We start from the raw sequence: 22,799 nt of genomic DNA on the forward strand, positions 1-22,799 counted from the left end.
GGCCTCAGGCGCGCAGCGGTGCGGTGGCGAAGTCGGCGAGCCCGTCGTGCGGGTCGACCGACGCCGTGAAGCCCAGCTCGGCAGCGGCGAGCGCGGGCGAGGCCACCACGTGGCGTACGTCGCCGACGCGGAAGCCGCCGGTCACCTGCGGGGCGATGTCGCGCCCCGTGCCCTCCGCGACGCGGGTCGCCACGTCGAGGATGGTGACGGGCGTGCCGGAGCAGACGTTGTAGGCGGCGTAGCGCGGCACCGACTCGGCGACGACCTGCTCGAGCGCGGCGACGTTGGCGCGGGCCACGTCGGCGACGTGGACGAAGTCGCGCACCTGCCCGCCGTCCTCGAAGACCTGCGGCCGCTCGCCGCGCTCGAGGGAGGAGCGGAACATCGCCGCGACCCCGGAGTAGGGGGTGTCGCGCGGCATGCCCGGGCCGTAGACGTTGTGGTAGCGCAGGGCCACGGCTCCGGCACCGGCCTGCCGGACCCACGACGCGGCGTAGTGCTCCTGGGCCAGCTTGCTCGCGGCATAGCTGCTGCGCGGGTCGAGGCGGGCGTCCTCGGGGACCAGCGACCACGCGAGCGGCTCCGCGCAGACGGGGCAGTGGTTGTCGAAGTCGCCGCCCTCGAGCGCCGCGAGGTCACGCGGCGGCGGCTGCTGGTCGCCGTGGAGCGCGCAGGTGTAGCGCCCCTCGCCGTAGACCACCATCGACGAGGCCAGGACCAGCCGGTCGACGGCGGCGTCGTGCATCGCCGCGAGCAGGGCGGCCGTGCCGAGGTCGTTGTGGGAGGCGTACGCCGGCAGGTCGCCGACGCGGACCCCGGCGCCGACCAGCGCGGCCTGGTGGCACACGACGTCGACGCCGCGCAGCAGCTCGGCCCACTCCGGCGACCCGGCCTCGCGGACGTCGAGCTGGTGGACGCCCTCGGGCGGGGTGCTGGAGCCGTGGGCGCTGTCCAGCATCAGGTCGACACCGACGACCTCGTGCCCGGCCTCGGTGAGCGCGCGGTCGATCGCAGTGCCGATGAAGCCGGCAGCGCCGGTGAGCAGGACCCTCATGCGCCCGGGACCTCGTAGGTCAGGTCGACGCCGTCCGCCCACGTCGAGCAGGTGCAACCCTCCGGGGCGGGAAGGGCCTCGATGGCCCCGGTGAGCAGCCCGGTGAGCCTCTCGAGGTTCTGGCGGAAGAGCGCGAAGACCTCCTCCTGCCCGACCCCGTCGCCCGACTCGGCGCCGGCGTCCATGTCGGTGACCAGCGCGAGCGGGGCGTAGCACTGGCCCATCTCGCGGGCGAGCGCCGCCTCGGGGGCCCCGGTCATGTTGATCAGGTCCCAGCCCTGGTCGGCGTAGTGGCGCGACTCGGCGCGGGTGGAGAAGCGCGGCCCCTCGACGACGACCATGGTGCCGCCGGCCCGCACGTCCGCGTCGGCGCCGGCCAGCGCCGCGGAGACGCCCGGGCAGTAGGGGTCGGCGAAGGGCAGGTGGACCGCGCCGGACTCGACGAAGGACCCGATGCGGCGGTGGGTGCGGTCGACGAGCTGGTCGGGCACGACCAGGTCGCCGGGCGCGACCGTGTCGCGCAGCCCGCCGACGGCGCACGGCGCCAGCACCTGGCGTACGCCCAGGGAGCGCAGCGCCCACGCGTTGGCGCGGTAGGGGATGGCGTGCGGCGGGTGGTCGTGGTGGCGCCCGTGCCGGGGGAGGAAGGCGACCCGGCGCCCAGCCACCTCGGCGACCCCGATCGGCGCGGACGGCTCGCCGTACGGCGTCTCGACCACGTGCTCGGTCGGGTCGGGGAGGAAGGAGTAGAAGCCGGAGCCGCCGATGACGGCGACGTCGGCGAGCGTGGAGTCGGTCACCACCCGAAACTAGCGGACGCCGGTGACGACCCCGGACGTCGGACGAACCCGCACCGATGGGTGCGGGTTCGTCTGACGCAGAGCAGGAGCGGTCAGTCGTCGGAGGCCGAGGACCCTTCCTTCGTCTTGATCAGGTCCATGACCGTCGAGTCGGCCAGCGTCGTCACGTCGCCGACCTCGCGGTGCTCGGCGACGTCCTTGAGCAGCCGGCGCATGATCTTGCCCGAGCGGGTCTTGGGCAGCTCGGGCACGACCATGATCTGGCGTGGCTTGGCGATCGCGCCGATCTCCTTCGCCACGTGCCGGCGCAGCTCCTCGACGATGTCCTCGCCACCGTCACCCGCGGAGTCGCGGAGGATGACGAAGGCGCACACCGCCTGGCCGGTCGTCTCGTCCGCGGCGCCGACCACGGCCGCCTCGGCGACCTTCGGGTGCGACACCAGGGCCGACTCGATCTCGGTGGTGGAGAGGCGGTGGCCGGAGATGTTCATGACGTCGTCGACGCGGCCGAGCAGCCAGATGTCGCCGTCGTCGTCGAGCTTGGCGCCGTCGCCGGCGAAGTAGAGACCCTCCCAGCGCGACCAGTAGGTGTCCTTGAAGCGCTGGTCGTCGCCCCAGATCGTGCGGAGCATGGCGGGCCACGGCTCGCGGATCACGAGGTAGCCGCCGCTGCCGTTGCCGACCGGCTCCGCCTCGTCGTTGACCACGTCGACGGCGATGCCCGGCAGCGCCTTCATCGCCGAGCCGGGCTTGCCGGCGGTCACGCCGGGCAGCGGGCTGATCATCATCTGACCGGTCTCGGTCTGCCACCAGGTGTCGACGATCGGGCAGCGCTCGCCGCCGATGACCTCGCGGTACCAGATGTAGGCCTCGGGGTTGATCGACTCACCGACCGAGCCGAGCAGCCGCAGCGAGGACAGGTCGTAGGCGTCGGGGATCTCGCGACCCTGCTTCATGAACGTCCGGATCGCGGTGGGCGCGGTGTAGAAGATCGTGACCTTGAGGTCCTGGATGATCTGCCACCAGCGGCCCTTCTCGGGCGTGCCCTCGTACATCACCTGGGTCGCACCATTGGCGAGCGGTCCGTAGACCAGGTAGGAGTGGCCGGTCACCCAGCCGACGTCGGCGGTGCACCAGTAGACGTCCGTGTCCGCCTTGAGGTCGAAGACCTCCCAGTGCGTGAACGACGTGCCGGTGAGGTAGCCGCCGGTGGTGTGCAGGATGCCCTTCGGCTTGCCGGTGGTGCCGGAGGTGTACATGACGTAGAGCGGGTGCTCGGAGTCGTGCATCTCGGGCTCGTGCTCGGCAGGGGCGCCGTCGACGGCGTCGTGCCACCACACGTCGCGCTCGTCGTGCCAGTCGACGTCCTGGCCCGTACGTCGTACGACGAGGACGTGGCGCACCAGGTCTCCGGTCTTCTCGACGGCCTCGTCGACGGCCGGCTTGAGCGCGCTGGCCGCACCGCGGCGGTAGCCCCCGTCGGAGGTGATCACGACGTGCGCCTCGCAGTCGGTGATGCGGGAGGCGAGGGCGTCGGCGGAGAACCCGCCGAACACGACCGTGTGGGGGGCGCCGAGGCGGGCGCAGGCGAGCATCGCGACGACGACCTCGGGGATCATCGGCATGTAGATCGCGACGCGGTCGCCCTTCTTCACGCCGAGCTCGATCAGCGCGTTGGCGGCCCGGGACACGTCGTCCTTGAGCTGGGAGTAGGTGATGTCGCGGGTGTCGTCGTCCGGTTCGCCGACCCAGTGGATCGCCACCTTGTCGCCGTTGCCGGCCTCGACGTGGCGGTCCACGCAGTTGACCGAGGCGTTGAGGGTGCCTCCCACGAACCACTTCGCGAAGGGCGGGTTCGACCAGTCGAGGACCTGGTCCCACTTCCGGCCCCAGTCGAGCCGCTCGGCGGCGTCGGCCCAGAAGGCCTCGCGGTCGGAGTCGGCACGGGCGTACGCCTCCTCCTTGACGTTGGCGTCGGCGGCCAGGGCGGCCGGGGGCTCGAACCGCCGGTCCTCGCGGGACAGGTTGGAGAGGGTCTCACTGCTCATCTGCGATCTCCCGTTGTACGTGATTGTCGTCACGTGAACCTACTGCGCGGGGGCGGGTCGTCGACAGGTCCGGTCCTTCGGAGCGCGACGGGCGGTCTGGGGCGTGCGGTGGACGGGCGGGGGGACTCGCTCAGAGGTCCGAGGAGACGACGGTGGTGCCCGCCTCGTCCGTCACCAGCACCTGGGTGACGTCCTCGCGCAGGCTCGCGGACTGGAGGAAGCAGGTCATCCGCGACGAGCCGACCCCCAGGAACTCCCCGGCCGGCACCAATGCGCCGTCGTCGGTGCGGAACGAGGCGCGGAAGGTCTCGCCCTCGGTGAAGCCGGCCGCGACGATCCGCAGCTCGACGCCCCAGGTGTGGGCCACGAGGTCGGCGCTCTCGATGCTCACGGGGTCGCCCGGCGCCACCCGCATCGAGATGGCCTCGGTCGGCACGGAGGCGGGCTCGGGTGCGGTCGCTCGTCCGACGGCACCGCCGACCCCGAGTGCCACCACCACCGCAGCTGCGGCGGCCAGGACGCGGATGCGCTCCGGCCGGGTGCGGACGCGCCCGGCGGACTCCCGTACGGCGTCGCGCTGGGCGCGCTCGCGGGACACGGCCTGCCAGATGTCGTCACCGAGGCCGGGCGGGGGTGCGGGCACGTCGCCGAAGGCGTCGGCGTCCACCGCGTCGAGCCGTCGCACGACGGGGAGCAGGTCGTCGAGGTCGGCGCGGCACGCGCGGCAGCCGTCGAGATGCGCACGCACCCGGGCGACCTGGTCGTCGGGCAGGTGGCCCAGGGCGTAGGAGCCCAGCAGCTCCCGCAGCTCGCGATGACCCTCCTCTGAGACGCTCACAGGCTCACTCCCATCTCATCCATCGCGGCCCGCAGGGCTCGCATCGCGTAGAAGACCCGGCTGCGCAGGGTGCCGACCGGGATCGCCATCTCCGTCGCCACCTCGTCGTAGGGACGTCCGCGCAGGTGGGTCTGCACGAGCGCCTCCCGGTGGTGGGGGGCGAGCCGGCGCAGGCCCTCCTCGACCAGCCAGCCGTCGAGCAGGGCGTCGGCCTGGTCGCTGATCGAGCCGGCGGCCGCCTCCACCGTGGGCGGCTCGGCGAGCTGGCTGTCCCAGGGCCGGACCGCGGCGGCGCGCACGTGGTCGATCATCGTGTTGCGGGCGATGCCGTAGAGCCAGACCCGCAGCGACGCCACCTCCGGGTCGTAGCGCTCGGCGTGGCGCCACGCCTTCACGAACGTCTCCTGGGTGACGTCCTGGGCGGCCATCGGGTCCCCCAGCCCCCGCAGGGCGAAGCGGTAGACCTCGGCGCCGTGCAACCGGTAGGCCGCCGTCACACCGTCCTCGTCCGCCAGGGACGGGACCGCTCCGTCGGGGTCGCTCACGCCGTCCAGTCTGCCGGTCACACCCGTGTGTACGGCGCCAGGCACCGCCGCGTTCATCGCGGGGCCCGGTGAACGCGACCGGTCCCGGCGCCGTATCCACCGATGTCGACCCGCACGAGCGGGCCGACCAGAGGCGGAGCACGGCACGTCCGCCGGACGACGACCAGAAGGGCAGACAGCGATGTCAGCACTGAGGACAACAGGGCTGCGGGCGGCCACCGGCGTGGCCGCATCAGCACTCGCACTGGCCGCCTTCGCGGTGGCACCGGCCAGCGCGGCCGACACCACGCAGGCGTCGGTCCAGGGCCAGTCGCAGCAGACGGCTGCGAAGACGCAGCAGGCGAAGAAGCAGCGAGTCTTCAAGGTACGCACCGAGAAGCAGCTGCGCATGGCCGTGCGCAAGGCCAACAAGACCTCCGGCAAGGACCGCATCGTCCTGCTGCGCTCGATCAAGTTCGCGACCGGCAAGAACAGCAAGGGCGGAGCCGGCCGCGGTGACCTCGACGTGCGGGGCAGCCTGGTTGTCATGGGTCGCGGGAAGTCCATCAACGCCAAGGGCGTCGACCGCGTCTTCGACGTGCGCACGGGGAGCCGCCTGGTCATCAAGCGACTGCGCCTGCGCAACGGAGCACCGGCCGAGACCGAGAGCGGCGGCCTCATCCGCAGCCGCGGCGACGTCCAGGTCCGCAAGTCGAGCCTCCTCGAGTCCACGGTCACCGGGGCAGGGGCGTCGGGCGGCGCGGTCATGAACGACGGCGGGATGCTGCGGATCGTCGAGAGCCGCGTGAGGCGGAACTCCTCCGAGCGCGCAGGCGGTGGCATCGAGGCCAGCGGCGGCACGACCGTGATCGCTCGTAGCCGCCTGACCGGCAACACGACCGGCGCGGTCCCGGGCAACGGCGGTGCCCTGCACCTGACGGGCACCGGCAGCGTCAAGGTCAAGGGCAGCCTGGTGGCCAACAACACCGCGGGTGCCGAGGGTGGTGGCCTGTGGAACTCCGCCACCGGCGACTTCACCGTCGAGCGCACCACGATCCGCGACAACACCGCGGCCGGTGCGGAAGCCGACCAGGGCGGCGGCGGTCTCTACAACGACGGTGGCGTCCTGACCGTGCGTGCCAGCAACATCGAGACCAACTCGGCCACCGGCGCGGCCGGCTCCGGCGGAGGCGTGCTCAACAACCTGGGCACGCTCGCCCTGTCGACCACCGAGGTGCAGGGCAACAGCGCCCCCCGCGCCGGCGGGGGCATCGAGGCCAACGGCGGGACGACGACCGTGGTCGCCTCCACGATCGAGGGCAACAGCACCGGAGCGGCCCCGGGCAACGGCGGCGGCCTGCACCTCACCGGTGCCGGCAAGGTCACCGTCGACACCACGAAGGTGCTCGCCAACACGGCCGTCGAGGGTGGCGGTCTGTGGAACGCAGCCGCCGGGACGATGACGATCACCGGCTCCACGATCTCCGGCAACACCGCCTCCGGCGCTGCTGCGGACCAGGGTGGCGGTGGCGTCTACTCCGACGGCACGACGTCGATCACCTCCACCACGATCGACGCCAACAAGGCGACCGGCGCCGCCGGTTCGGGCGGCGGGGCGCTCAACAACCTCGGCTCGCTCGCGATCAGCGGCTCGGCCATCACGAACAACGCGGCCAACCGCGCAGGCGGCGGGATCGAGGCCAACGTCGGCTCCACCAAGGTGATGCTCACGACGCTCCAGGGCAACAACGCCGGGACCGCACCCGGCAACGGCGGCGGCCTGCACCTGACCGGTGCCGGCAAGGTCGAGGTCGGCCAGAGCAAGGTCCACGACAACACGGCCGTCGAGGGTGGCGGCCTGTGGAACTCGGCCACCGGCACCATGACGGTCACCGACACCCACCTGCGCGGCAACGTCGCCACCGGTGCCGCGGCCGACCAGGGTGGCGGCGCGATCTACGACGACGGCGGCGCGCTGACCGTCTCGGGCTCGACCATCGAGAACAACAAGGCCACCGGGGCCGCCGGTTCGGGTGGCGGCGTCCTGTCGCTCGGCGGAACGCTCGAGCTGAACGGGACCAACCTCAACGGCAACTCCGCGCCCCGTGCCGGCGGAGCCATCGAGGTCAACGCGGGCACGGCCGACCTGGCTGACGTGAACGCCGTGGACAACGCCACCGGCGCAGCACCCGGCAACGGTGGAGCCCTGCACATCACCGGTGCGGGCACGGTCACCTGGGCCAACGGCCGGATCGCCGGCAACAGCGCCACCAACGAGGGCGGCGGGCTGTGGAACTCCGCGACCGGCACCCTCACCGCGACCGGTATCACCTTCGAGGCCAACACCGCTCCCGAGGGCCCCGACGCCTACAACGACGGAGGGGTGATGACCGTCAACGGCGCCGTCATCCTGCCGGGCAGCGGGATCTGACCACTCGCACCACCCGTACGACGACAACGCCGACGCCCCGGGGACCATCTGTCCCCGGGGCGTCGGCGCGCGTGCGGCGCGGTCGTGCGGATCAGTGGTGCGTCGCGCCCTCGGCGCCGGCACCGGTCAGGGCGCGGACCTCGAGCTCGGTGAAGCGTTCCTCTGCCGAGGGCTCCCGGCTGGTGATCGTGCCGATGTAGCCGAGCAGGAAGCCCAGCGGGATCGAGACGATGCCCGGGTTGTTGAGGGGGAAGATCGCGAAGTCCGCGTCGGGGAACATCGAGGTCGGCAGGCTCGACATGACGGGCGAGAGCAGCACCAGGCCGACGGCGGAGATCAGGCCGCCGTAGATGCTCCACGTGGCGCCACGGGTGTTGAAGCGGCGCCAGAACATGTTGTAGATGATCGCCGGCAGGTTCGCCGACGCCGCCACCGCGAAGGCCAGGGCCACGAGGAAGGCGATGTTGAGGCGCTGCGCCGGGATGGACAGCACGATCGCGATGGCGCCGATCGCGAAGGCGGCGATGCGGGCGACCCGCACCTCGTCCTTCTCGCTGACCACCTCGTCCTTCTTGAGCACTCCCTTGTAGAGGTCGTGCGCCACCGACGACGAGCTGGCCAGCGTCAGGCCGGCCACCACGGCGAGGATCGTCGCGAAGGCGACCGCCGCGATCAGTGCCAGCAGGACAGCGCCACCCGTGGAGCCGGCGCCACCGCCGACCGCCTCGGCGAGGAGCGGGGAGGCGAGGTTCTGGTTTCCGCCCACGGCCGGGTCGACGGCCTCGCGGTCCAGCAGCGCCGCGGCACCGAAGCCGAGCACCAGCGTCATCAGGTAGAACGCGCCGATCAGGCCGATCGCCCACAGCACCGACTTACGGGCGTCCCGGGCGGTCGGGACCGTGTAGAAGCGGATCAGGATGTGAGGCAGGCCCGCGGTGCCGAGCACCAGGGCCAGGCCGAGCGACAGGAAGTCGATCTGCGACGTCAGCGTGCTGCCGTACTGCAGTCCGGGCTGGAGGAACGCGTCGCCCTTGCCGGAGTTCTCGGCGGCGGCGCCGAGCAGCGAGGACAGGTTGAAGTCGAACTTCGCGAGCACCAGCACCACGATCAGCGCCGAGCCGAGCATCAGCAGCACCGCCTTGGTGATCTGGACGTAGGTCGTGCCCTTCATGCCGCCGACCACGACGTAGAAGATCATCAGCACGCCCACCCCGACGATGGTGATGTTCTTGATCGCCTCGCTGTCCACGCCGAGGAGCAGCGCGACGAGCGTGCCGGCGCCGACCATCTGTGCCAGCAGGTAGAAGATCGAGACGACCACGGTCGACACGGACGCCGCCGTCCGCACCTTGCGCTGGTTCATCCGGAAGGCGAGCTGGTCGGCCATCGTGTAGCGACCGGCGTTGCGGAGCATCTCGGCCACCAGCAGCAGGGCGACGAGCCACGCGACGAGGAAGCCGATGGAGTAGAGGAAGCCGTCGTAGCCGTAGACCGCGATGGCGCCGGAGATGCCGAGGAACGACGCGGCCGACATGTAGTCGCCGCCGATCGCGAGGCCGTTCTGGAAGCCGGAGAAGGACCGGCCACCGGAGTAGAAGTCGGTGGCCGTCTTGGTCTGGCGGCTGGCCCAGAAGGTGATGCCGACCGTCAGCGCGACGACCGACAGGAACAGGAACGTGGTCAGGAACTGGTCACTCATGCCTGGCCCCGCTTTCCGGTGGTGCCGGCCTGGTCGCGGTAGGACTGCTCGAGGTTGCGCGCCAGCGGGTCGAGCCTGGCGTTGGAGTAGCGGCTGTACATGAACGCCAACCCGAAGGTCGTGACGAACTGCAGGAGCCCGAAGACCAGGGCCACGTTGATGTTGCCCACGACCTGGACGGCCATGAAGCCACCCGCCCAGTTCGACATGAAGACGTAGAGCAGGTACCAGGCCAGGAAGGCCACGGTGGCCGGGATGACGAAGCCGCGGTAGCGCTTCCTCAGCTCGGTGAACTCACTGGATTCGTGGAGCCGGTCGTAGACCGGATCGTGGCGCGCTGCCTGGTCGGGTGCCTCGGTGGTCACGGCGTCGTCCTCTCGCAAGGGGGTCCTGGTCACGCACTGTGACCGCGATCACCGTGGCAGCCGTCACATCCGTGCGGCAGTGGCGCGGTCCGGTCGGTCTGTCGATGGCGCCCGCCGAGCGGTGGGCGGCGGGTGGCGTACGACGAGCGGTCGGGGTGCGAGGCTTCGCCCCGTGACCGACACCGACACCCGCCGCGACGGCGTACGCGTCCTCGCCTCCGCCTGGGTGCTGCTGACCCTGGCCGTCCTCGCCGTGGGCTGGTTGCTCACCGGACCGCTGGCGTCGGTGGTGGACCCGTGGGACGACAGCGTCGCGGTGGGGATCGAGGAGCGGCGGACACCTGCCCTCGACGTCGTCGCGGCCGCCGGAAGCCACGTCGCGGACACCGTGGTGGGGATCGCCCTGGCCGTCGTCATCGCTCTCGTGGCCTGGCGCCGGCAGGGCTCGCGCCGCCTGCTCGTCTACTACGGCGTGCTGGTGGTCGGCACCCTCGCGCTCTACCTCGTGGCCACGTGGTTCATCACCCGCGACCGCCCGCCGGTCGAGATCCTCGACCCGGGCCTCGTGCCCGACCACAGCTTCCCGTCGGGCCACGTCGCCACCTCGGTCGTGGTCTACGCCGCCCTCGCCGTCCACCTCACCCGCACCGTGGCCGGCGCGAGCCGCTGGGTGTGGCCGTTGTACGCCGTCCCGCTGGTCGTCGCGGCCAGCCGCCTCTACGAGGGCGCCCACCACCCCACCGACGTGCTGACCAGCCTGGTGTTCGCCCCCGTCTGGGTCGCGGTCGTCGCCCACGTGGTGCTGCCGAGGCGGGTTTCTGCGGAGTGACAAGGTGGGGTCCATGACCTCACACGTCCCTGATCCCGTCGTCGTCGTGACCGGTGCCAACGGCCTGGTCGGCAGCCACGTGGTGGCCGCCCTGGCCGAGCGGGGTGCCGCCGTGCGCGCCGTCGTACGCCGGGTGGGCACCGCGCCGAGCGCTCCGGGCGTCGAGGAGCACGTCGGAGACTTCGCCGACCCGGCCTTCGCCGACACCGTGGTCGCGGGTGCCGACGCGCTCGTCACCACCGTCCACCCGCTCGGCTCGGACGCCGAGGACCAGCGCCGCGTGGGCCTCGACGGCACGCTCGTGATCGCCGAGGCCGCGGTCGCCGCCGCCGTACCCCTGCTGGTGCACGTCTCGACGGCCGGTGTCTACGACCGCAGCCCCGGGGTGGGGGACGTCGACGAGGACGGTGCGCTGGTGCCCGACGGGTCGTCGGCGTACGGCGTGATCAAGCGCGACACCGACGCCGCCCTCGAGCGGCTGGCCGGCACCACCCGCGTGCTGCTGCGCCCGCCCGCGATCCTCGGCCCGGGCGGGTCGTCGGTGTGGAACGCCATCCGCCCGCGGGACATCGCGGCCGACCCGGCCGAGCAGCACGCCGTCGCCGAGGCGACCTTCGCCTGGGTGCACGTCGACGACCTGGCGGCCATCGCCGCCGACCTCGCCACCGGCGCCATCCCCGCCGGGTCGGACCCGGCGACCGGACCGGTCGCGGGCGGCTGCACCCCGGTCAACGTCGCCAGCGGTCCGGCGACGCAGCGCGACTACCTCGGGGCCGTGGCGTCCGCCCTCGGGCTCGAGCCGTCGTGGGACGACGAGCCCGCATGGACCGGTCAGATCCGCGCCGACCGGGCACGCGGCTGGGGCTGGTCGCCGCGGGTGACCCTCGAGGACGCGCTCGCGGAGCTGCAGGCGGGGTTGCGGGAGTCCTGAGCCCGGGGTGTCGCCGCCGCCCGTGACCCTCGGTAGTCCACCGGGATGTGGTCGTCCCGTCCCGTCCCCGCCAGCCATTTCCCGGTGGACTACCCGACCTCGTCAGCCACTTCCCGGTGGACTACCCGGACGTACGCCGCGTCGGGTGCGGCCGCCGCAACGTGTCGGGCAGCAGCCGGGCACCCGCCCCGCGCTCGGCGTGCACGTCGTCGGGGTTGGAGAAGGCGCAGCTGCGCAGGCTCAGGCAGCCGCAGCCGATGCAGCCGTCGAGGCCGCCCTTGAGCCGCTCGAGCGCGGCGATCTGCTCGTCGAGGCGGCGGCCCCAGTGGCGCGAGATGCGCTGCCAGTCCGCCTTGGTGGGGGTGCGGTTGCCGGGAAGCCGGGCGAGCTCCCCGCGGATCTCCTCGATGCTCAGCCCGACGTTGGAGGCAGCGCGGATGAAGGCCAGGCGACGGAGCACGCTGCGCTCGAACCGGCGTTGCCCACCGGCCGAGCGGTGCGCCTCGAGGAGTCCCTCGGCCTCGTAGTAGCGGATCGCCGACGCGGCGAAGCCGCTGCGCCGGGAGACCTCGCCCATCGGCAGCAGGTCGTGCGCACCCATCACAGACGCTCCTCGAGCTCAGGTTCACTTCACCTTCAACGATCCTGCCACCGCGCTCGAAACGGTCACCACGCTCCACGAAGTCCCGCATCCGGCTCCGATGGCGTACGCTGGTCGTTGTTGAAGGGACGATCCCCGGATCGTCCTGGCCGCTCACGATGTGCGGCTCGTGTTCTTACTCCTGGTTTTCGGTTCGCTGGACTCCATCAGGTGGATGTCTTCAGCAGGTCGCCGGCACACAGCCCGCGAACGAAAACAAAGGAAACACATCATGGCTCAGGGCACCGTCAAGTGGTTCAACGCTGACAAGGGCTTCGGCTTCATCGCGCAGGACGGCGGCGGCGAGGACGTGTTCGTCCACTTCTCCGCGATCCAGTCCAACGGCTACAAGTCGCTCGAGGACAACCAGAAGGTCGAGTTCGACCTCGCCCAGGGCCCCAAGGGTCCCCAGGCCGAGAACGTCCGCATCGCCTGACATCTCCTCGAAGAGCCCCGTCCGCCTCGTGCGGCCGGGGCTCTTCGTGCGTCCGGAGCCGGCCGGGACCGTGAGGCGGTGAGGTCCGTGAGGTCGTGAGGGAAACGTGACGGTCCTGCCACCGCCGGGCCCACGCGCACGTCACAGTCGCCCACCACGCTGCTGCCATGAGCACGCAGACCCCCACCCGCCGTAGCCGTCGCTGGATCGAGGACTGGCGTCCCGAGGACCCCGACTTCTGGGAGGGAGGAGGCCGCCGGGTCGCCCGGCGCAACCTGGTCTGGTCGATCTTCGCCGAGCACCTCGGCTTCTCGGTGTGGCTGATCTGGAGCGTGAGCTCGGCCTTCCTGGTGGCGACCGGCTTCGACTACACGCCGCAGCAGCTCTTCCTGCTGGTGGCCCTGCCCAACCTCGTCGGCTCGATGCTGCGCCTGCCCTACACCTTCGCGGTGCCGAGGTTCGGCGGCCGCAACTGGACGATGGCGAGCGCGGCACTGCTGCTGATCCCCACGCTCGGCTTCGCGTACGCCGTGCAGCGGCCGGACACGCCGTACTGGGTGTTCTGCCTCATCGCCGCCACGGCCGGCCTCGGCGGCGGCAACTTCGCCAGCTCGATGGCCAACATCAACTTCTTCTATCCCGCGGCCAAGAAGGGCGCGGCGCTGGGTCTCAACGCCGCGGGTGGCAACGTGGGAGTCGCGCTGATCCAGCTCCTCCTGCCCGTCATCGTCGGCGGCGCCGGGATCTTCGGCCTGGTCAAGGCCTCCGAGGGCGGGATCGACCTGCAGCGCGCGGCCTGGGTCTACGCCGGCCTCGCGATCGTCGCGACGCTCGCGGCGTACTTCTTCATGGACAACCTCAGCACCGCGAAGTCCTCGCCACGCGAGCAGCTGCAGGTCGTGCGCAAGCGGCAGACGTGGATCATGGCATTCCTCTACATCGGCACCTTCGGCTCCTTCATCGGCTACTCCGCCGCGATGCCGCTGCTCATCAAGCTGAACTTCTGGGTGCCGGAGCCGGCGCCGCTGGGCACCGGCATCTACTTCGCCTACTTCGCGTTCCTCGGCGCCCTCGTCGGCTCCGCGACCCGGCCCTTCGGCGGCTGGCTGGCCGACCGCCTGGGCGGTGCGAAGGTGACGCTGGGCGCGTTCGCCGCGATGGTCGTCTTCACCCTGGCCGTGCTCTGGACACTCGTGCAGCTCACCCCCAACCCGACCGCGGACCCGGCGATCGCGTCTGCCAACCAGTCGTGGTTCCCGTGGTTCCTGGGCTTCTTCCTCTGCGTCTTCGCCGCGACCGGCATCGGCAACGGCTCGACCTACAAGATGATCCCGGCCATCTGGCGCACCGAGGCCGAGCGGGCCACGCCGGCCGGCACCCCCGAGCGCACCGCCGCCCTGCTGGCCGGCACCAAGCAGGCCTCCGCCGCGATCGGCGTGATCGGCGCGGTGGGCGCCATCGGCGGCTTCCTCATCCCGATGGCCTTCAGCGCACCGTGGGTGGCCGACCCGATGTCCGCCACCAAGGGCGCCTTCCTGGTCTTCACCGTCTTCTACGTCGTCTGCGGTGCGGTGACCTGGGCGGTCTACCTGCGCCGCCCCGCCGAGGTCCGGGCCCACAGCCTGGCCGGCGCCGGGATCTGAGCGGTGACCTGATGGCGACCGAGACCCACTGCCCCTACTGCTCGCTGCAGTGCGGGATGCGGCTCACCGGCAGGCGTGTGCCGGAGGTGTCGGCGTGGGAGGAGTTCCCCGTCAACGCCGGCGCGCTGTGCCGCAAGGGCTGGGCGGCGGCCGGGTTGTACGGCGGTCGCGAGCGGCTCACCTCGCCCCTCGTGCGCGACCGGGCGACGGGGGAGTGGGCGGCGGTGTCGTGGGACGACGCGCTCGACCGGGTCGCCGCCGGGATCCGCGCCGCGCAGGCGGAGAAGGGCCCGGACGGCGTCGCGGTCTTCGGCGGCGGCGGGCTGACCAACGAGAAGGCGTACGCCCTCGGCAAGCTCGCCCGCGTCGCGCTCGGCACCTCCCAGATCGACTACAACGGCCGCTGGTGCATGAGCTCAGCAGCCTCGGCAGGGATCCGCGCCTTCGGCCTCGACCGCGGCCTGCCCTTCCCGCTCGCCGACGTGGAGGAGACCGACGTGCTGGTGCTCGTCGGGTCCAACCTCGCTGAGACCATGCCGCCGGCCGCGCGCCACCTCGACCGGCTGCGCGCCCGTGGCGGTCGCGTCGTCGTCATCGACCCGAGGCGTACGCCGACCGCGGACCGCGCCGACCTCGTCCTCCAGCCGGTGCCCGGCACGGACCTCGCGCTCGCCCTCGGCCTGCTGCACCTGCTCGTCGCCGCCGGTGCGGTGGACGAGGACTACCTCGCCGCCCGCACGACCGGCTGGGCGCAGGTGAAGGAGTCGGTCGCGCCGTGGTGGCCCGAGCGGGTCGAGCGGGTGACCGGCATCGAGGCCGCGCAGGTGCGGGAGCTCGCGGCGGTGCTCGCCGGCTCACCGCGCGTCATGGTGCTCACCGCCCGTGGCGCCGAGCAGCACTCCACCGGCTCGGACACCGTGCTGGCGTGGATCAACGTTGCCCTGGCCCTCGGCATGGTCGGCACGCGCGGTGCGGGCTACGGCTGCCTCACCGGGCAGGGCAACGGCCAGGGCGGGCGCGAGCACGGGCAGAAGGCCGACCAGCTGCCCGGCTACCGCCGCATCGACGACCCCGCGGCCCGCGCCCACGTCGCCGGCGTGTGGGGCGTCGACCCCGACTCCCTGCCCGGCCCCGGGCGGTCGGCGTACGAGCTCCTCGACGCCTGCGGCACCGACGACGGCCCCTCCGCGATGCTGGTCCTCGGCTCCAACATCGTCGTCAGCGCGCCCAACGCCACCCAGGTCACCGCGCGCCTCGAGGCGCTCGACCTGCTGGTGGTGTGCGACGTGGTGATGTCGGAGACCGCCGCGATCGCCGACGTGGTGCTGCCGGTGACGCAGTGGGCCGAGGAGACCGGCACGATGACGAACCTCGAGGGACGGGTGGTGCTGCGGCAGGAGGCGATCACCCCGCCGTCCGGCGTGCGGTCGGACCTCGAGGTCATCGCCGCGATCGCGGAGCGGCTGGGGTCCACGGCCACCTTCGCGACCGATCCCGAGGAGGTCTTCGCCGAGCTGGGGCGGGCCTCGGCGGGCGGGCCGGCGGACTACTCGACGATCACCTACGACCGGATCCGGGAGGAGGGTGGCGTCTTCTGGGGAGGTGAACGGCTCTTCGCCTCGTCGTTCAACCACCCCGACGGCCGGGCCCGGATGCTGACCGTCGAGCACCGCGGCGCGGCAGAGGTCCCGGACGACGACTACCCGGTCCACCTGACCACCGGGCGGGTGCTCGCGCAGTACCAGTCCGGCGCGCAGACCCGGCGGGTCCGCGACCTTCCCGACGACGGCCCGTTCGTCGAGCTGCACCCGCTCCTCGCCGGCCGGCTCGGTCTCGCCACGGGCGAGGCGGTGCAGGTCTCGACGCGCCGCGGGACGATGACCGCGTCCGCGCGGGTGGTGACCACGATCCGCCCCGACACGGTCTTCGTGCCGTTCCACTGGGTCGGCGCCAACCGGCTGACCAACGACGCGCTCGACCCGGCCTCGCGGATGCCGGAGTTCAAGGTGTGCGCCGCGCGGCTCGCGGCGGTGGGCCGTGGCTGAGCGGGTCGTCGTGGTCGGCGGTGGCATGGCCGCCGTCCGTCTCGCCGAGCAGCTCGTCGGCGCCGACGTACGCCTCACGGTGCTCGCCGACGAGCCGCACGCGCCCTACAACCGGATCCTGCTCTCCGCGGTCCTCGAGGGCACGCACTCCGCCGACGCGCTGACCCTGCGCTCGCCGGAGTGGTTCGCCGCGCAGGGCTTCGACCTGCGGCTCGGTGCGCGGGTGCTCGAGCTCGACCGCGACACGCGCGAGGTGGTGCTGGTCGACGGGGAACGCATCGCCTACGACCGGCTCGTCCTGGCCTGCGGATCGATCCCCACCCTCCCGCCGATCCGCGGGCTCGTGCGGCGCGACGGCACGCTCCACCCGAAGGTCCATCCCTTCCGGAGCCTGGCGGACTGCCGCCGCCTCGACAAGTCGGTGGTCGAGGTGCGAGCGCAGCGAGCCTCGAAACCATCGCGGGCCGTGGTCGTCGGCGGAGGCCTCCTCGGCCTCCAGGTCGCCCGTGCCCTGTCGGTGCGCGGAGTGCTCACCGAGGTCGTCGAGGGCGCCGACCACCTCCTCGCCGGCCAGGTCGGCCCGGCGGCGGGCGGGGTGCTCGCCCGCGACCTGCGCCGCCTCGGCACCGAGGTCTACACCGGCGCCCGCGCGGTCCGGATGACCGACGACGGCGTCCAGCTCGACAACGGCGCCCTGCTCCCGACCGACCTCGTCGTGCTGACCGCCGGCGGCCGGCCGTCGACCGCGCTGGCACGTCGCGCCGGGCTGATGGTGGGCCGCGGGATCGTCGTCGACAGCACGCTCACGAGCGTCACCGACGACCGCGTGCACGCCATCGGCGACTGCGCGGAGCACCGTCGGCGCACGACCGGATTCGTCCCACCGGCCTGGGAGCAGGCCGAGGTGCTGGCCCGCGTGCTGCGCGGCGAGGAGGCGGCGTACGACGGCCTGCGCAGCGTCGCGCGGCTGCGCGCCACCGGCCTCGAGGTCGCCGTGCTGGGCGATCCGCGGACCGCCGAGGGCGAGGTCGTCGAGGTGACGAACCCGATCGCCGGCTCGCACCGGCGCCTGGTGGTCCACGGCGGACGGATCGTCGCGGCCGCGCTCGTCGGCGACCTGTCGCGCGTCGGGCTGATCACCCAGCTCTACGACCGCGGCACCATCCTCGGACCCGACGAGCCCGGCCAGCTGCTGCTGCCCGAGGCCGCCGACGCCCCCACCACGCTGCCCGACGAGGCCGAGGTCTGCGCCTGCGCCGGCGTCAGCGCGGGGGAGATCCGGGCGTGCGGGACGGTGGCGGAGTGCGTCGACCGGACCCGCGCGACCACCGGCTGCGGCGGGTGCGCGGACGCCGTACGGCGACTCGTGGGCGAGGTCGGGCCGGTGCGGGTGCCGGTGGGTTGAGGGGGCGACCCTTGACCTCACGTGCACCTGAGGTCCGATCATCGACGCATGACCGGTGTCCAGGAGTTCCGCATCACCCTCACCGTCGAGGACTTCGACGCCGCTGTGCGGCTCTACCGAGACGGCCTCGGCCTGCCGCAGCTCGCTGACTGGAGCAGCGACCAGGGTCGGGTGCTGCTGCTCGACGCGGGACGCGCGACGCTCGAGCTCTTCGACGAGGCGCAGGCGGCGATGGTCGACGACCTCGAGGTCGGTGCCCGGGTCTCGGGCCCGGTCCGGTTCGCCCTCCGGGTCTCCGACGCGGACGAGGCGGCAGCCACGCTCGTCGGGGCCGGTGCCACGGCGGTCGCGCGGGCGAAGGAGACGCCCTGGGGCGACCGCAACGCCCGCGTCGCCGCTCCCGACGGCATGCAGCTGACCTTGTTCGCGCTGGGAGAGACCTGACTGCCGACCTCGGGACCTTCGGCCCTGTCGGCTCCGCGCCGCTTCTTGGTTCTCTGGCGGCACGAGGGGGAGGCAGCCAGTGGATTCATGGGTCGACCTCTACTGGCTGCCCCTCGGCGCGGGCGGGTGGGGAGATGGGGCCGGTGTGGAACGTGACCGACAGCGACCGCGGCGTGCTCTGCGAGGGCCCCGTCGGGTCCGCCCGGCTCGGTCGCTTCCGCGCGTTGCGCTACGAGCTGCGCTGCTGGGCCGGCGGTCGCATCCCCGACGTCGCCGAGGCGGTCGACAGCCCCGTCCGCACGACGGAGGACCCGGCCCGGGCCGTTCGGGTGCTGGAGCTCCTCGCCCTCGTCCCGCCGCTGGTGTGGGGCCGCGACGAGCTGGCGCTCGGCGAGATGTGGAACTCGAACTCCGCCGTCGCGTGGGTGCTGGCACGGTCCGGCCACGACATGGACGCGATCCGACCGCCCGCAGGTGGCCGCGCCCCGGGATGGGGCGCAGGCCTCGAGCTGGCGACGCGGCAGGCGTGAGGGGCTGTGAGAGACGTCTGTGGGTCCACGCCGCGGCTCCGGCGCGACCTCAGCGCTTTACCCGCACCCTCGCCCAGGGGCTGGGGTCGGACTGCCCTGCCGCGTTGGCGGCCGTGATCCGGAACCTGTAGCGGCCCGGCTCGAGCCCCTTGTAGACGACCTTGCGGGCCCACGGTGCCGCCCTCTTGTCCCGGCCGCGGCTGATGTCGACGACGTACTGGGTGATGGCGCTGCCGTTGTCGCGGGCGGCGGCCCACCGCACGATCACCTTGCGACCACGCTTGATCACGCGCGGGGCGTCCATCCGGCTCGGCGGTGCGGCCGACGGCGGCACGGTCGGCATCGTCGGCGCCGTCGGGACGGTGGGCGATGTCGGGCCCGTCGGGCCCGTCGGGTCCGTGGGGTCGGTCGGGTCCGGCGGCGGGTCCTCGACCGGACAGCCGGCGTTGTCGGCCGGACCGGGAACCGAAGGGCACGCGTCGACGGCGTCGGGCACACCGTCGTCGTCCGCGTCCGGGTCGGGCGGCACGACGGGCACGCACGTCGTGGTCGCGGCCGTGCACGGCTGCCAGCTCGACCCGACGAAGCCGAGCTCGACGCTCCACGGCGTCCAGATCTTGGTGGCCGAGGTGCCGTTGGCGTTCATCGTCCAGAGCTCGGTGGCCGAGCGGACGTAGCTCCCGCTCTGGCACGAGGCGTTGCGGTCGCCGGCGAACAGGATCCGGGTGCCGTCGGGTGACCAGCTCGCATCGCGCTCGGACAGCTCGTACTCACCGGAGGTCGAGCCGACCTTCACCAGCGGGGCGTCGGCGGTGGCGGCGACGGTGTAGAGGTCGGCGTTGGACCAGCTCCCCGTCTGGCCGAGTGGGTGGCAGCTGCCACCGAGGGAGCCGTCGGCCATGGTGGTGAGGACGAGGTCCTGGCTCGGGTGCCACTCGGCCCCGGACGGGATGGCGGCGAGCATCCCGTTGGGTGGCTGGCTGCGCAGGTTGGTGTCGGCGTAGCGGGCGTCGAGGCTCCCGTCGGCGACGTCGAAGCCGTAGATCCCCCACCCGATCGGGTCCTGGTCGCAGTCGGCGGTGCCGACCGATGCCATCTTCGACCCGTCCGGGGAGAAGGTGGCACCGAGCTCGCCGTAGTCGCAGGTCCGGAGCCATCGGAACGCACCGGTCGCGACGGTGAGCAGGCCGGTGCGCGAATCGATCTCCACGGCGAGCGTGGTGCCGTCGGGCGACCACTCGAGGTGGGTGACGCAGCCGGTGGCGACGGACGCGCGGTCGGTGCCGTCGGCGTCGACGGTCCACACCTGGTTGGCGGACGCCCAGGCGATGCGGTTGCCGTCGGGCGACCAGTCGAGGTCGAAGCCGCACAGGCTGCGCTTGGCGGCCGCCGGGACGAGCGTTCGCGCCCCGGAGCCGTCGGCGTTCATCACCACGAGGTCGAGGTCGTCGGAGACGTGCGCACCGGCCCGCCAGGCGAAGGCCGCGATCATGCCGTTGGTCGGCGCGGCCGCGGCTGCGGCGGCCGGCGGCTCGGACGCCCCGGGTGCCGCGGCTGCGACGAGCAGCGGGGCGGCGACCAGGAGGGCGGTCGCGGCGAGCGTGGAGCGGCGTCTTGGCATCGTGGGCTCCCTCGTGAGTCCCGAGAGGCGTGTCGCGAACATCGCACCGGCGCACGACCGGGGCCACAGGCGTACGGCGCAGATTGAGGTCATGTTTCTCGCAGTGCGCGGAACTGTACGAGGACTGTGCGGGTCCACGCCGTGGTCGCCGCCCGGGCCTGACGGGTGCACTGGTGGCACCGAGACCCGACGGGGGTCCGTGACGAAAGGGTCAGCACCATGAGAGCCACCATCCGCCGCTTCGGCGTCGTGTCAGCCGCAGCGGCTGCGGCGGTCGCCGTGACCGCGACCAGCGCCAGCGCGCACCACTGCTACGTGCCGATGTACTCCCTCAGCGCCCCGGCGTCGAGCAACTGGTTCGTCGTCTCGGCCGAGACGGGGGCCGACCTGGTCTTCGGCTACCGGGCTGCGTGCGACGAGGCCGCCGATGCGGGCTACGGCGCGCTGCGCGCCGAGGGCATGCCGGTCGGGATCAAGATCTTCGATAAGATGACGATCGGCGACCCCAAGGGCACCGGGCGGATCCCGACGCCGAACGGCGCCGACGGCAAGGGCCTGGAGTACTTCGGGGCCGGCTCGACGCTGGCCGACGAGATGGTCGGGACCTGGATCGCCGCGGCCGACGCGCACGACTGCTGAGGGGACCGCGGCTGGCGGGGTGCGTAGCCGCGGGCGGGGCCACTCGTTGTCTCGAGTGACCCCATCGCAGGAGAGAAGCCATGCCCCGTCACCTCGTCAGCCGCACCACCGCCGCCGTCGCGGGCGTCCTCGCGCTCGCCTCGGTCCCGTACGTCGCCTCGCCGGCCACCGCCGCGGACGCCGTCACCACGACCGACGGCTGCCTGACCAGCGTCCCGGACCCGGGCACGACAGCCCCGGTGGACATCTGCTTCACGCTCTTCCGCCCGGCCGGCGCGACGAAGGACCGACCGGTGCCGATGGTGCTGCACAGCCACGGCTGGGGCGGCAGTCGTACGACGGACCCGACGGCGTTCGCCTACCTCACCGACGCAGGCTTCGGCGTGCTGAGCTTCGACCAACGTGGCTTCGGGGAGAGCGGCGGCCAGGCCCACATCGAGAACCCCGACGTCGAGGGCAAGGACGTCCAGGAGGTCGTCGACGTCGTCGCCGCGCAGCCGTGGGTGAAGAAGCAGAAGCCCGGCGACCCGGTGCTCGGCGCGATCGGCGGGTCCTACGGCGGCGGCTACCAGTTCGTCGGCGCCTTCAGCGAGCTGCGCGACAAGGGCGCGACGCGCTTCGACGCGCTCGTCCCGGAGATCACCTGGTCGAGCCTGACCGAGAGCCTCTTCCCGCAGGGCGTCCCGCGAACGGAGTGGGCCACCGCCCTCACCGCCGCCGCGCTGCCGACCGACGCGCTGCCGCCGATCGTGCTCCGCGGCTTCGCCGAGGCGACCGCGACCGGCCACGTGCCGGCGTACCTCCACGACTTCCTCGACCGCAACGGCCCGGAGTGGCACGTGCGCCAGGGGCGCAGGCTCGACATCCCCGTGCTCTTCGGGCAGGGCGCGACCGACAACCTCTTCCCGCTCGACCAGGGCCTGAAGAACTTCCGTCGCGCGCTGACCGACAAGGCCCGCGCGCAGAGCATCCTGGTCGGCTACAACGGCGGGCACACCCTGCCGTCGGCCCTGCCGTTCGGCAGCAACCTCGACGTCCCGCTCGCCACCAGCGACGCCTGCTCGCCGATGCTCGGCAGCCCGACCTTCGCCGACCTCGGGCTGCGCTTCCTCACGCAGAACCTGAAGGGCGTGAAGACCGGTCTGAAGGGCCTCGGCCAGCTGCACCTCACCACCGCCGCCGGCGACCGCTGCGTCACCGTGCCGGCCTCCGCGCCCACCACTGCGGTGGAGCTCGGCGAGGTCGTCAGCACCGTCGGCGTCGGCGCCCCGATCGCCTACCCGATCGCGCAGGGCCCGCTCACCATCGCGGGCTCCTCGAAGCTCGACGCCACCCTCACCACGCTCGGCCTCGACAACCGCGCCTTCCTCGGCCTGTCGGTCGGCACCAGCCCGCTCGACGCCCGCATCGTGCAGAACAACATGCTCCCGGTCCGCGAGAGCGGCGTCGTGATCAACAAGCTCCGCACGGGCATCGAGCTGCCGTCGGTCGCGGTCGACGTGCCGGCCGGGAAGACGCTCTTCCTGACGGTGGCGCCGATCTCGGACATGTACGTCGGCTTCGGCTCGCGCGTGGTCGGTGCGATGCGGATGAAGGACGTCGTGGTGCACCTGCCGGTGGTGGACTGAGGGCCGCTAGCGCGGCGGCACCTCGCCGTTGGCGACCGCCTCGATCCAGTCGACGACGTCGTCGGGGAGGTAGGCACCCTGCGGGGTGTCGTGCCCCGCGCCCCACGCATCGGTCGACACGAGGCCGCCCGCACGGTTGATCTCCGCCATCACGGTGGGCGTCACCTCGTCGCCGTTGTGGGCGACGAGCCAGTCCCGGGTCTCCTGCGACAGCCGGGGCCACCAGGCTTCGATCGATGTGGGCATGTG

21 protein-coding genes are annotated in these 22,799 nt (G+C 72.5%); 11 read left to right on the forward strand and 10 right to left on the reverse strand.

Annotated elements, in window-relative coordinates; translation table 11 throughout:
- Nucleotides 1-4 precede the first annotated feature (4 nt).
- From K4G59_RS00735 to K4G59_RS00755, 5 genes are all read right to left on the reverse strand, one after another.
- The gene (locus tag K4G59_RS00735; protein ID WP_231248576.1) at nucleotides 5-1,054 is read right to left on the reverse strand and encodes an NAD-dependent epimerase/dehydratase family protein; all 1,050 of its coding nucleotides are present in this window, start codon (nucleotides 1,052-1,054) and stop codon (nucleotides 5-7) included.
- The gene (locus tag K4G59_RS00740; RefSeq protein ID WP_308189316.1) at nucleotides 1,051-1,854 is read right to left on the reverse strand and encodes an S-methyl-5'-thioadenosine phosphorylase; all 804 of its coding nucleotides are present in this window, start codon (nucleotides 1,852-1,854) and stop codon (nucleotides 1,051-1,053) included. The genes K4G59_RS00735 and K4G59_RS00740 overlap by 4 nt, the downstream gene beginning before the upstream one ends.
- Before the next feature lie 92 nt (nucleotides 1,855-1,946).
- Nucleotides 1,947-3,902 (reverse strand): acetate--CoA ligase, encoded by a 1,956-nt coding sequence (gene acs, locus K4G59_RS00745; protein ID WP_231248578.1) that lies wholly within the window; start codon nucleotides 3,900-3,902, stop codon nucleotides 1,947-1,949.
- 130 nt (nucleotides 3,903-4,032) lie between these two features.
- Nucleotides 4,033-4,740: an anti-sigma factor family protein gene (locus tag K4G59_RS00750; protein WP_231248579.1), complete on the reverse strand. Its 708-nt coding sequence runs from the start codon at nucleotides 4,738-4,740 to the stop codon at nucleotides 4,033-4,035.
- Nucleotides 4,737-5,285, reverse strand: coding sequence for a sigma-70 family RNA polymerase sigma factor (locus K4G59_RS00755; RefSeq protein ID WP_231248580.1), 549 nt, complete (start codon nucleotides 5,283-5,285; stop codon nucleotides 4,737-4,739). The genes K4G59_RS00750 and K4G59_RS00755 overlap by 4 nt, the downstream gene beginning before the upstream one ends.
- A 181-nt stretch (nucleotides 5,286-5,466) precedes the next feature.
- Here K4G59_RS00755 and K4G59_RS00760 point away from each other — a divergent pair, with 181 nt between their 5' ends.
- A complete protein-coding gene (locus K4G59_RS00760; RefSeq protein WP_231248581.1) occupies nucleotides 5,467-7,695 on the forward strand; it encodes a beta strand repeat-containing protein in 2,229 nt (742 codons plus the stop codon).
- A gap of 91 nt (nucleotides 7,696-7,786) precedes the next feature.
- On the opposite strand, the gene K4G59_RS00765 is transcribed toward K4G59_RS00760, so the two are convergent.
- Together K4G59_RS00765 and K4G59_RS00770 are read right to left on the reverse strand one after the other, a co-directional pair.
- Complete coding sequence (locus tag K4G59_RS00765; protein ID WP_231248582.1) at nucleotides 7,787-9,394, reverse strand: monocarboxylic acid transporter; 1,608 nt, start codon at nucleotides 9,392-9,394, stop codon at nucleotides 7,787-7,789.
- Nucleotides 9,391-9,759, reverse strand: coding sequence for a DUF485 domain-containing protein (locus K4G59_RS00770; protein WP_231248583.1), 369 nt, complete (start codon nucleotides 9,757-9,759; stop codon nucleotides 9,391-9,393). The genes K4G59_RS00765 and K4G59_RS00770 overlap by 4 nt, the downstream gene beginning before the upstream one ends.
- A 172-nt stretch (nucleotides 9,760-9,931) precedes the next feature.
- Between K4G59_RS00770 and K4G59_RS00775 the strand changes: the two genes are divergently transcribed.
- On the forward strand, nucleotides 9,932-10,588 hold the full coding sequence (locus K4G59_RS00775; protein ID WP_231248584.1) for a phosphatase PAP2 family protein: 657 nt from the start codon (nucleotides 9,932-9,934) through the stop codon (nucleotides 10,586-10,588).
- A 13-nt stretch (nucleotides 10,589-10,601) separates the two neighbouring features.
- A complete protein-coding gene (locus tag K4G59_RS00780) occupies nucleotides 10,602-11,519 on the forward strand; it encodes an NAD-dependent epimerase/dehydratase family protein (RefSeq protein ID WP_231248585.1) in 918 nt (305 codons plus the stop codon).
- 121 nt (nucleotides 11,520-11,640) lie between these two features.
- Here the strand turns inward: K4G59_RS00780 and soxR are convergent, their stop codons facing one another.
- Nucleotides 11,641-12,120, reverse strand: a complete 480-nt coding sequence (gene soxR / locus K4G59_RS00785; RefSeq protein WP_231248586.1) for a redox-sensitive transcriptional activator SoxR — start codon at nucleotides 12,118-12,120, stop codon at nucleotides 11,641-11,643.
- Nucleotides 12,121-12,391: 271 nt separating this feature from the next.
- On the opposite strand from soxR, the gene K4G59_RS00790 reads away from it, so the two are divergent.
- From K4G59_RS00790 to K4G59_RS00815, 6 genes are all read left to right on the forward strand, one after another.
- Nucleotides 12,392-12,595: a cold-shock protein gene (locus K4G59_RS00790; RefSeq protein WP_207083637.1), complete on the forward strand. Its 204-nt coding sequence runs from the start codon at nucleotides 12,392-12,394 to the stop codon at nucleotides 12,593-12,595.
- A 167-nt stretch (nucleotides 12,596-12,762) separates the two neighbouring features.
- Nucleotides 12,763-14,238 carry an MFS transporter gene (locus K4G59_RS00795; RefSeq protein ID WP_231248587.1) on the forward strand — a complete coding sequence of 492 codons (1,476 nt, stop codon included), beginning with the start codon at nucleotides 12,763-12,765 and terminating at the stop codon, nucleotides 14,236-14,238.
- Between the two features lie 11 nt (nucleotides 14,239-14,249).
- On the forward strand, nucleotides 14,250-16,283 hold the full coding sequence (locus tag K4G59_RS00800; RefSeq protein WP_231248588.1) for a molybdopterin oxidoreductase family protein: 2,034 nt from the start codon (nucleotides 14,250-14,252) through the stop codon (nucleotides 16,281-16,283).
- Nucleotides 16,276-17,688, forward strand: a complete 1,413-nt coding sequence (locus tag K4G59_RS20315; RefSeq protein ID WP_231248589.1) for an FAD-dependent oxidoreductase — start codon at nucleotides 16,276-16,278, stop codon at nucleotides 17,686-17,688. The genes K4G59_RS00800 and K4G59_RS20315 overlap by 8 nt, the downstream gene beginning before the upstream one ends.
- 48 nt (nucleotides 17,689-17,736) lie before the next feature.
- Nucleotides 17,737-18,132 (forward strand): VOC family protein, encoded by a 396-nt coding sequence (locus tag K4G59_RS00810; RefSeq protein ID WP_231248590.1) that lies wholly within the window; start codon nucleotides 17,737-17,739, stop codon nucleotides 18,130-18,132.
- A 152-nt stretch (nucleotides 18,133-18,284) separates the two neighbouring features.
- Nucleotides 18,285-18,662: a hypothetical protein gene (locus K4G59_RS00815; RefSeq protein ID WP_231248591.1), complete on the forward strand. Its 378-nt coding sequence runs from the start codon at nucleotides 18,285-18,287 to the stop codon at nucleotides 18,660-18,662.
- Between the two features lie 49 nt (nucleotides 18,663-18,711).
- Here the strand turns inward: K4G59_RS00815 and K4G59_RS00820 are convergent, their stop codons facing one another.
- Complete coding sequence (locus K4G59_RS00820) at nucleotides 18,712-20,283, reverse strand: fibronectin type III domain-containing protein (RefSeq protein ID WP_231249266.1); 1,572 nt, start codon at nucleotides 20,281-20,283, stop codon at nucleotides 18,712-18,714.
- A gap of 219 nt (nucleotides 20,284-20,502) precedes the next feature.
- On the opposite strand from K4G59_RS00820, the gene K4G59_RS00825 reads away from it, so the two are divergent.
- The gene (locus K4G59_RS00825; RefSeq protein ID WP_231248592.1) at nucleotides 20,503-20,922 is read left to right on the forward strand and encodes a hypothetical protein; all 420 of its coding nucleotides are present in this window, start codon (nucleotides 20,503-20,505) and stop codon (nucleotides 20,920-20,922) included.
- A gap of 80 nt (nucleotides 20,923-21,002) precedes the next feature.
- Nucleotides 21,003-22,550: an alpha/beta hydrolase gene (locus K4G59_RS00830; RefSeq protein WP_231248593.1), complete on the forward strand. Its 1,548-nt coding sequence runs from the start codon at nucleotides 21,003-21,005 to the stop codon at nucleotides 22,548-22,550.
- A gap of 6 nt (nucleotides 22,551-22,556) precedes the next feature.
- On the opposite strand, the gene K4G59_RS00835 is transcribed toward K4G59_RS00830, so the two are convergent.
- A complete protein-coding gene (locus tag K4G59_RS00835) occupies nucleotides 22,557-22,796 on the reverse strand; it encodes a hypothetical protein (RefSeq protein ID WP_231248594.1) in 240 nt (79 codons plus the stop codon).
- Nucleotides 22,797-22,799: the final 3 nt, after the last annotated feature.

Origin of the sequence: Nocardioides furvisabuli (assembly GCF_021083185.1) — a bacterium.
Lineage (GTDB): Bacteria > Actinomycetota > Actinomycetes > Propionibacteriales > Nocardioidaceae > Nocardioides > Nocardioides furvisabuli.

Excerpts from the sequence above, each read along its gene's own strand:
- K4G59_RS00830 (WP_231248593.1), top strand. The coding sequence starts at position 21,003 with ATGCCCCGTCACCTCGTCAGCCGCACCACCGCCGCCGTCGCGGGCGTC.
- K4G59_RS00780 (WP_231248585.1), top strand. The coding sequence starts at position 10,602 with ATGACCTCACACGTCCCTGATCCCGTCGTCGTCGTGACCGGTGCCAAC.
- K4G59_RS00790 (WP_207083637.1), top strand. The coding sequence starts at position 12,392 with ATGGCTCAGGGCACCGTCAAGTGGTTCAACGCTGACAAGGGCTTCGGC.
- K4G59_RS00820 (WP_231249266.1), bottom strand. The coding sequence starts at position 20,283 with ATGCCAAGACGCCGCTCCACGCTCGCCGCGACCGCCCTCCTGGTCGCC.
- K4G59_RS00800 (WP_231248588.1), top strand. The coding sequence starts at position 14,250 with ATGGCGACCGAGACCCACTGCCCCTACTGCTCGCTGCAGTGCGGGATG.
- K4G59_RS00835 (WP_231248594.1), bottom strand. The coding sequence starts at position 22,796 with ATGCCCACATCGATCGAAGCCTGGTGGCCCCGGCTGTCGCAGGAGACC.
- K4G59_RS00795 (WP_231248587.1), top strand. The coding sequence starts at position 12,763 with ATGAGCACGCAGACCCCCACCCGCCGTAGCCGTCGCTGGATCGAGGAC.
- K4G59_RS00825 (WP_231248592.1), top strand. The coding sequence starts at position 20,503 with ATGAGAGCCACCATCCGCCGCTTCGGCGTCGTGTCAGCCGCAGCGGCT.
- K4G59_RS00760 (WP_231248581.1), top strand. The coding sequence starts at position 5,467 with ATGTCAGCACTGAGGACAACAGGGCTGCGGGCGGCCACCGGCGTGGCC.
- K4G59_RS00765 (WP_231248582.1), bottom strand. The coding sequence starts at position 9,394 with ATGAGTGACCAGTTCCTGACCACGTTCCTGTTCCTGTCGGTCGTCGCG.
- soxR (WP_231248586.1), bottom strand. The coding sequence starts at position 12,120 with ATGGGTGCGCACGACCTGCTGCCGATGGGCGAGGTCTCCCGGCGCAGC.
- K4G59_RS00810 (WP_231248590.1), top strand. The coding sequence starts at position 17,737 with ATGACCGGTGTCCAGGAGTTCCGCATCACCCTCACCGTCGAGGACTTC.
- acs (WP_231248578.1), bottom strand. The coding sequence starts at position 3,902 with ATGAGCAGTGAGACCCTCTCCAACCTGTCCCGCGAGGACCGGCGGTTC.
- K4G59_RS00735 (WP_231248576.1), bottom strand. The coding sequence starts at position 1,054 with ATGAGGGTCCTGCTCACCGGCGCTGCCGGCTTCATCGGCACTGCGATC.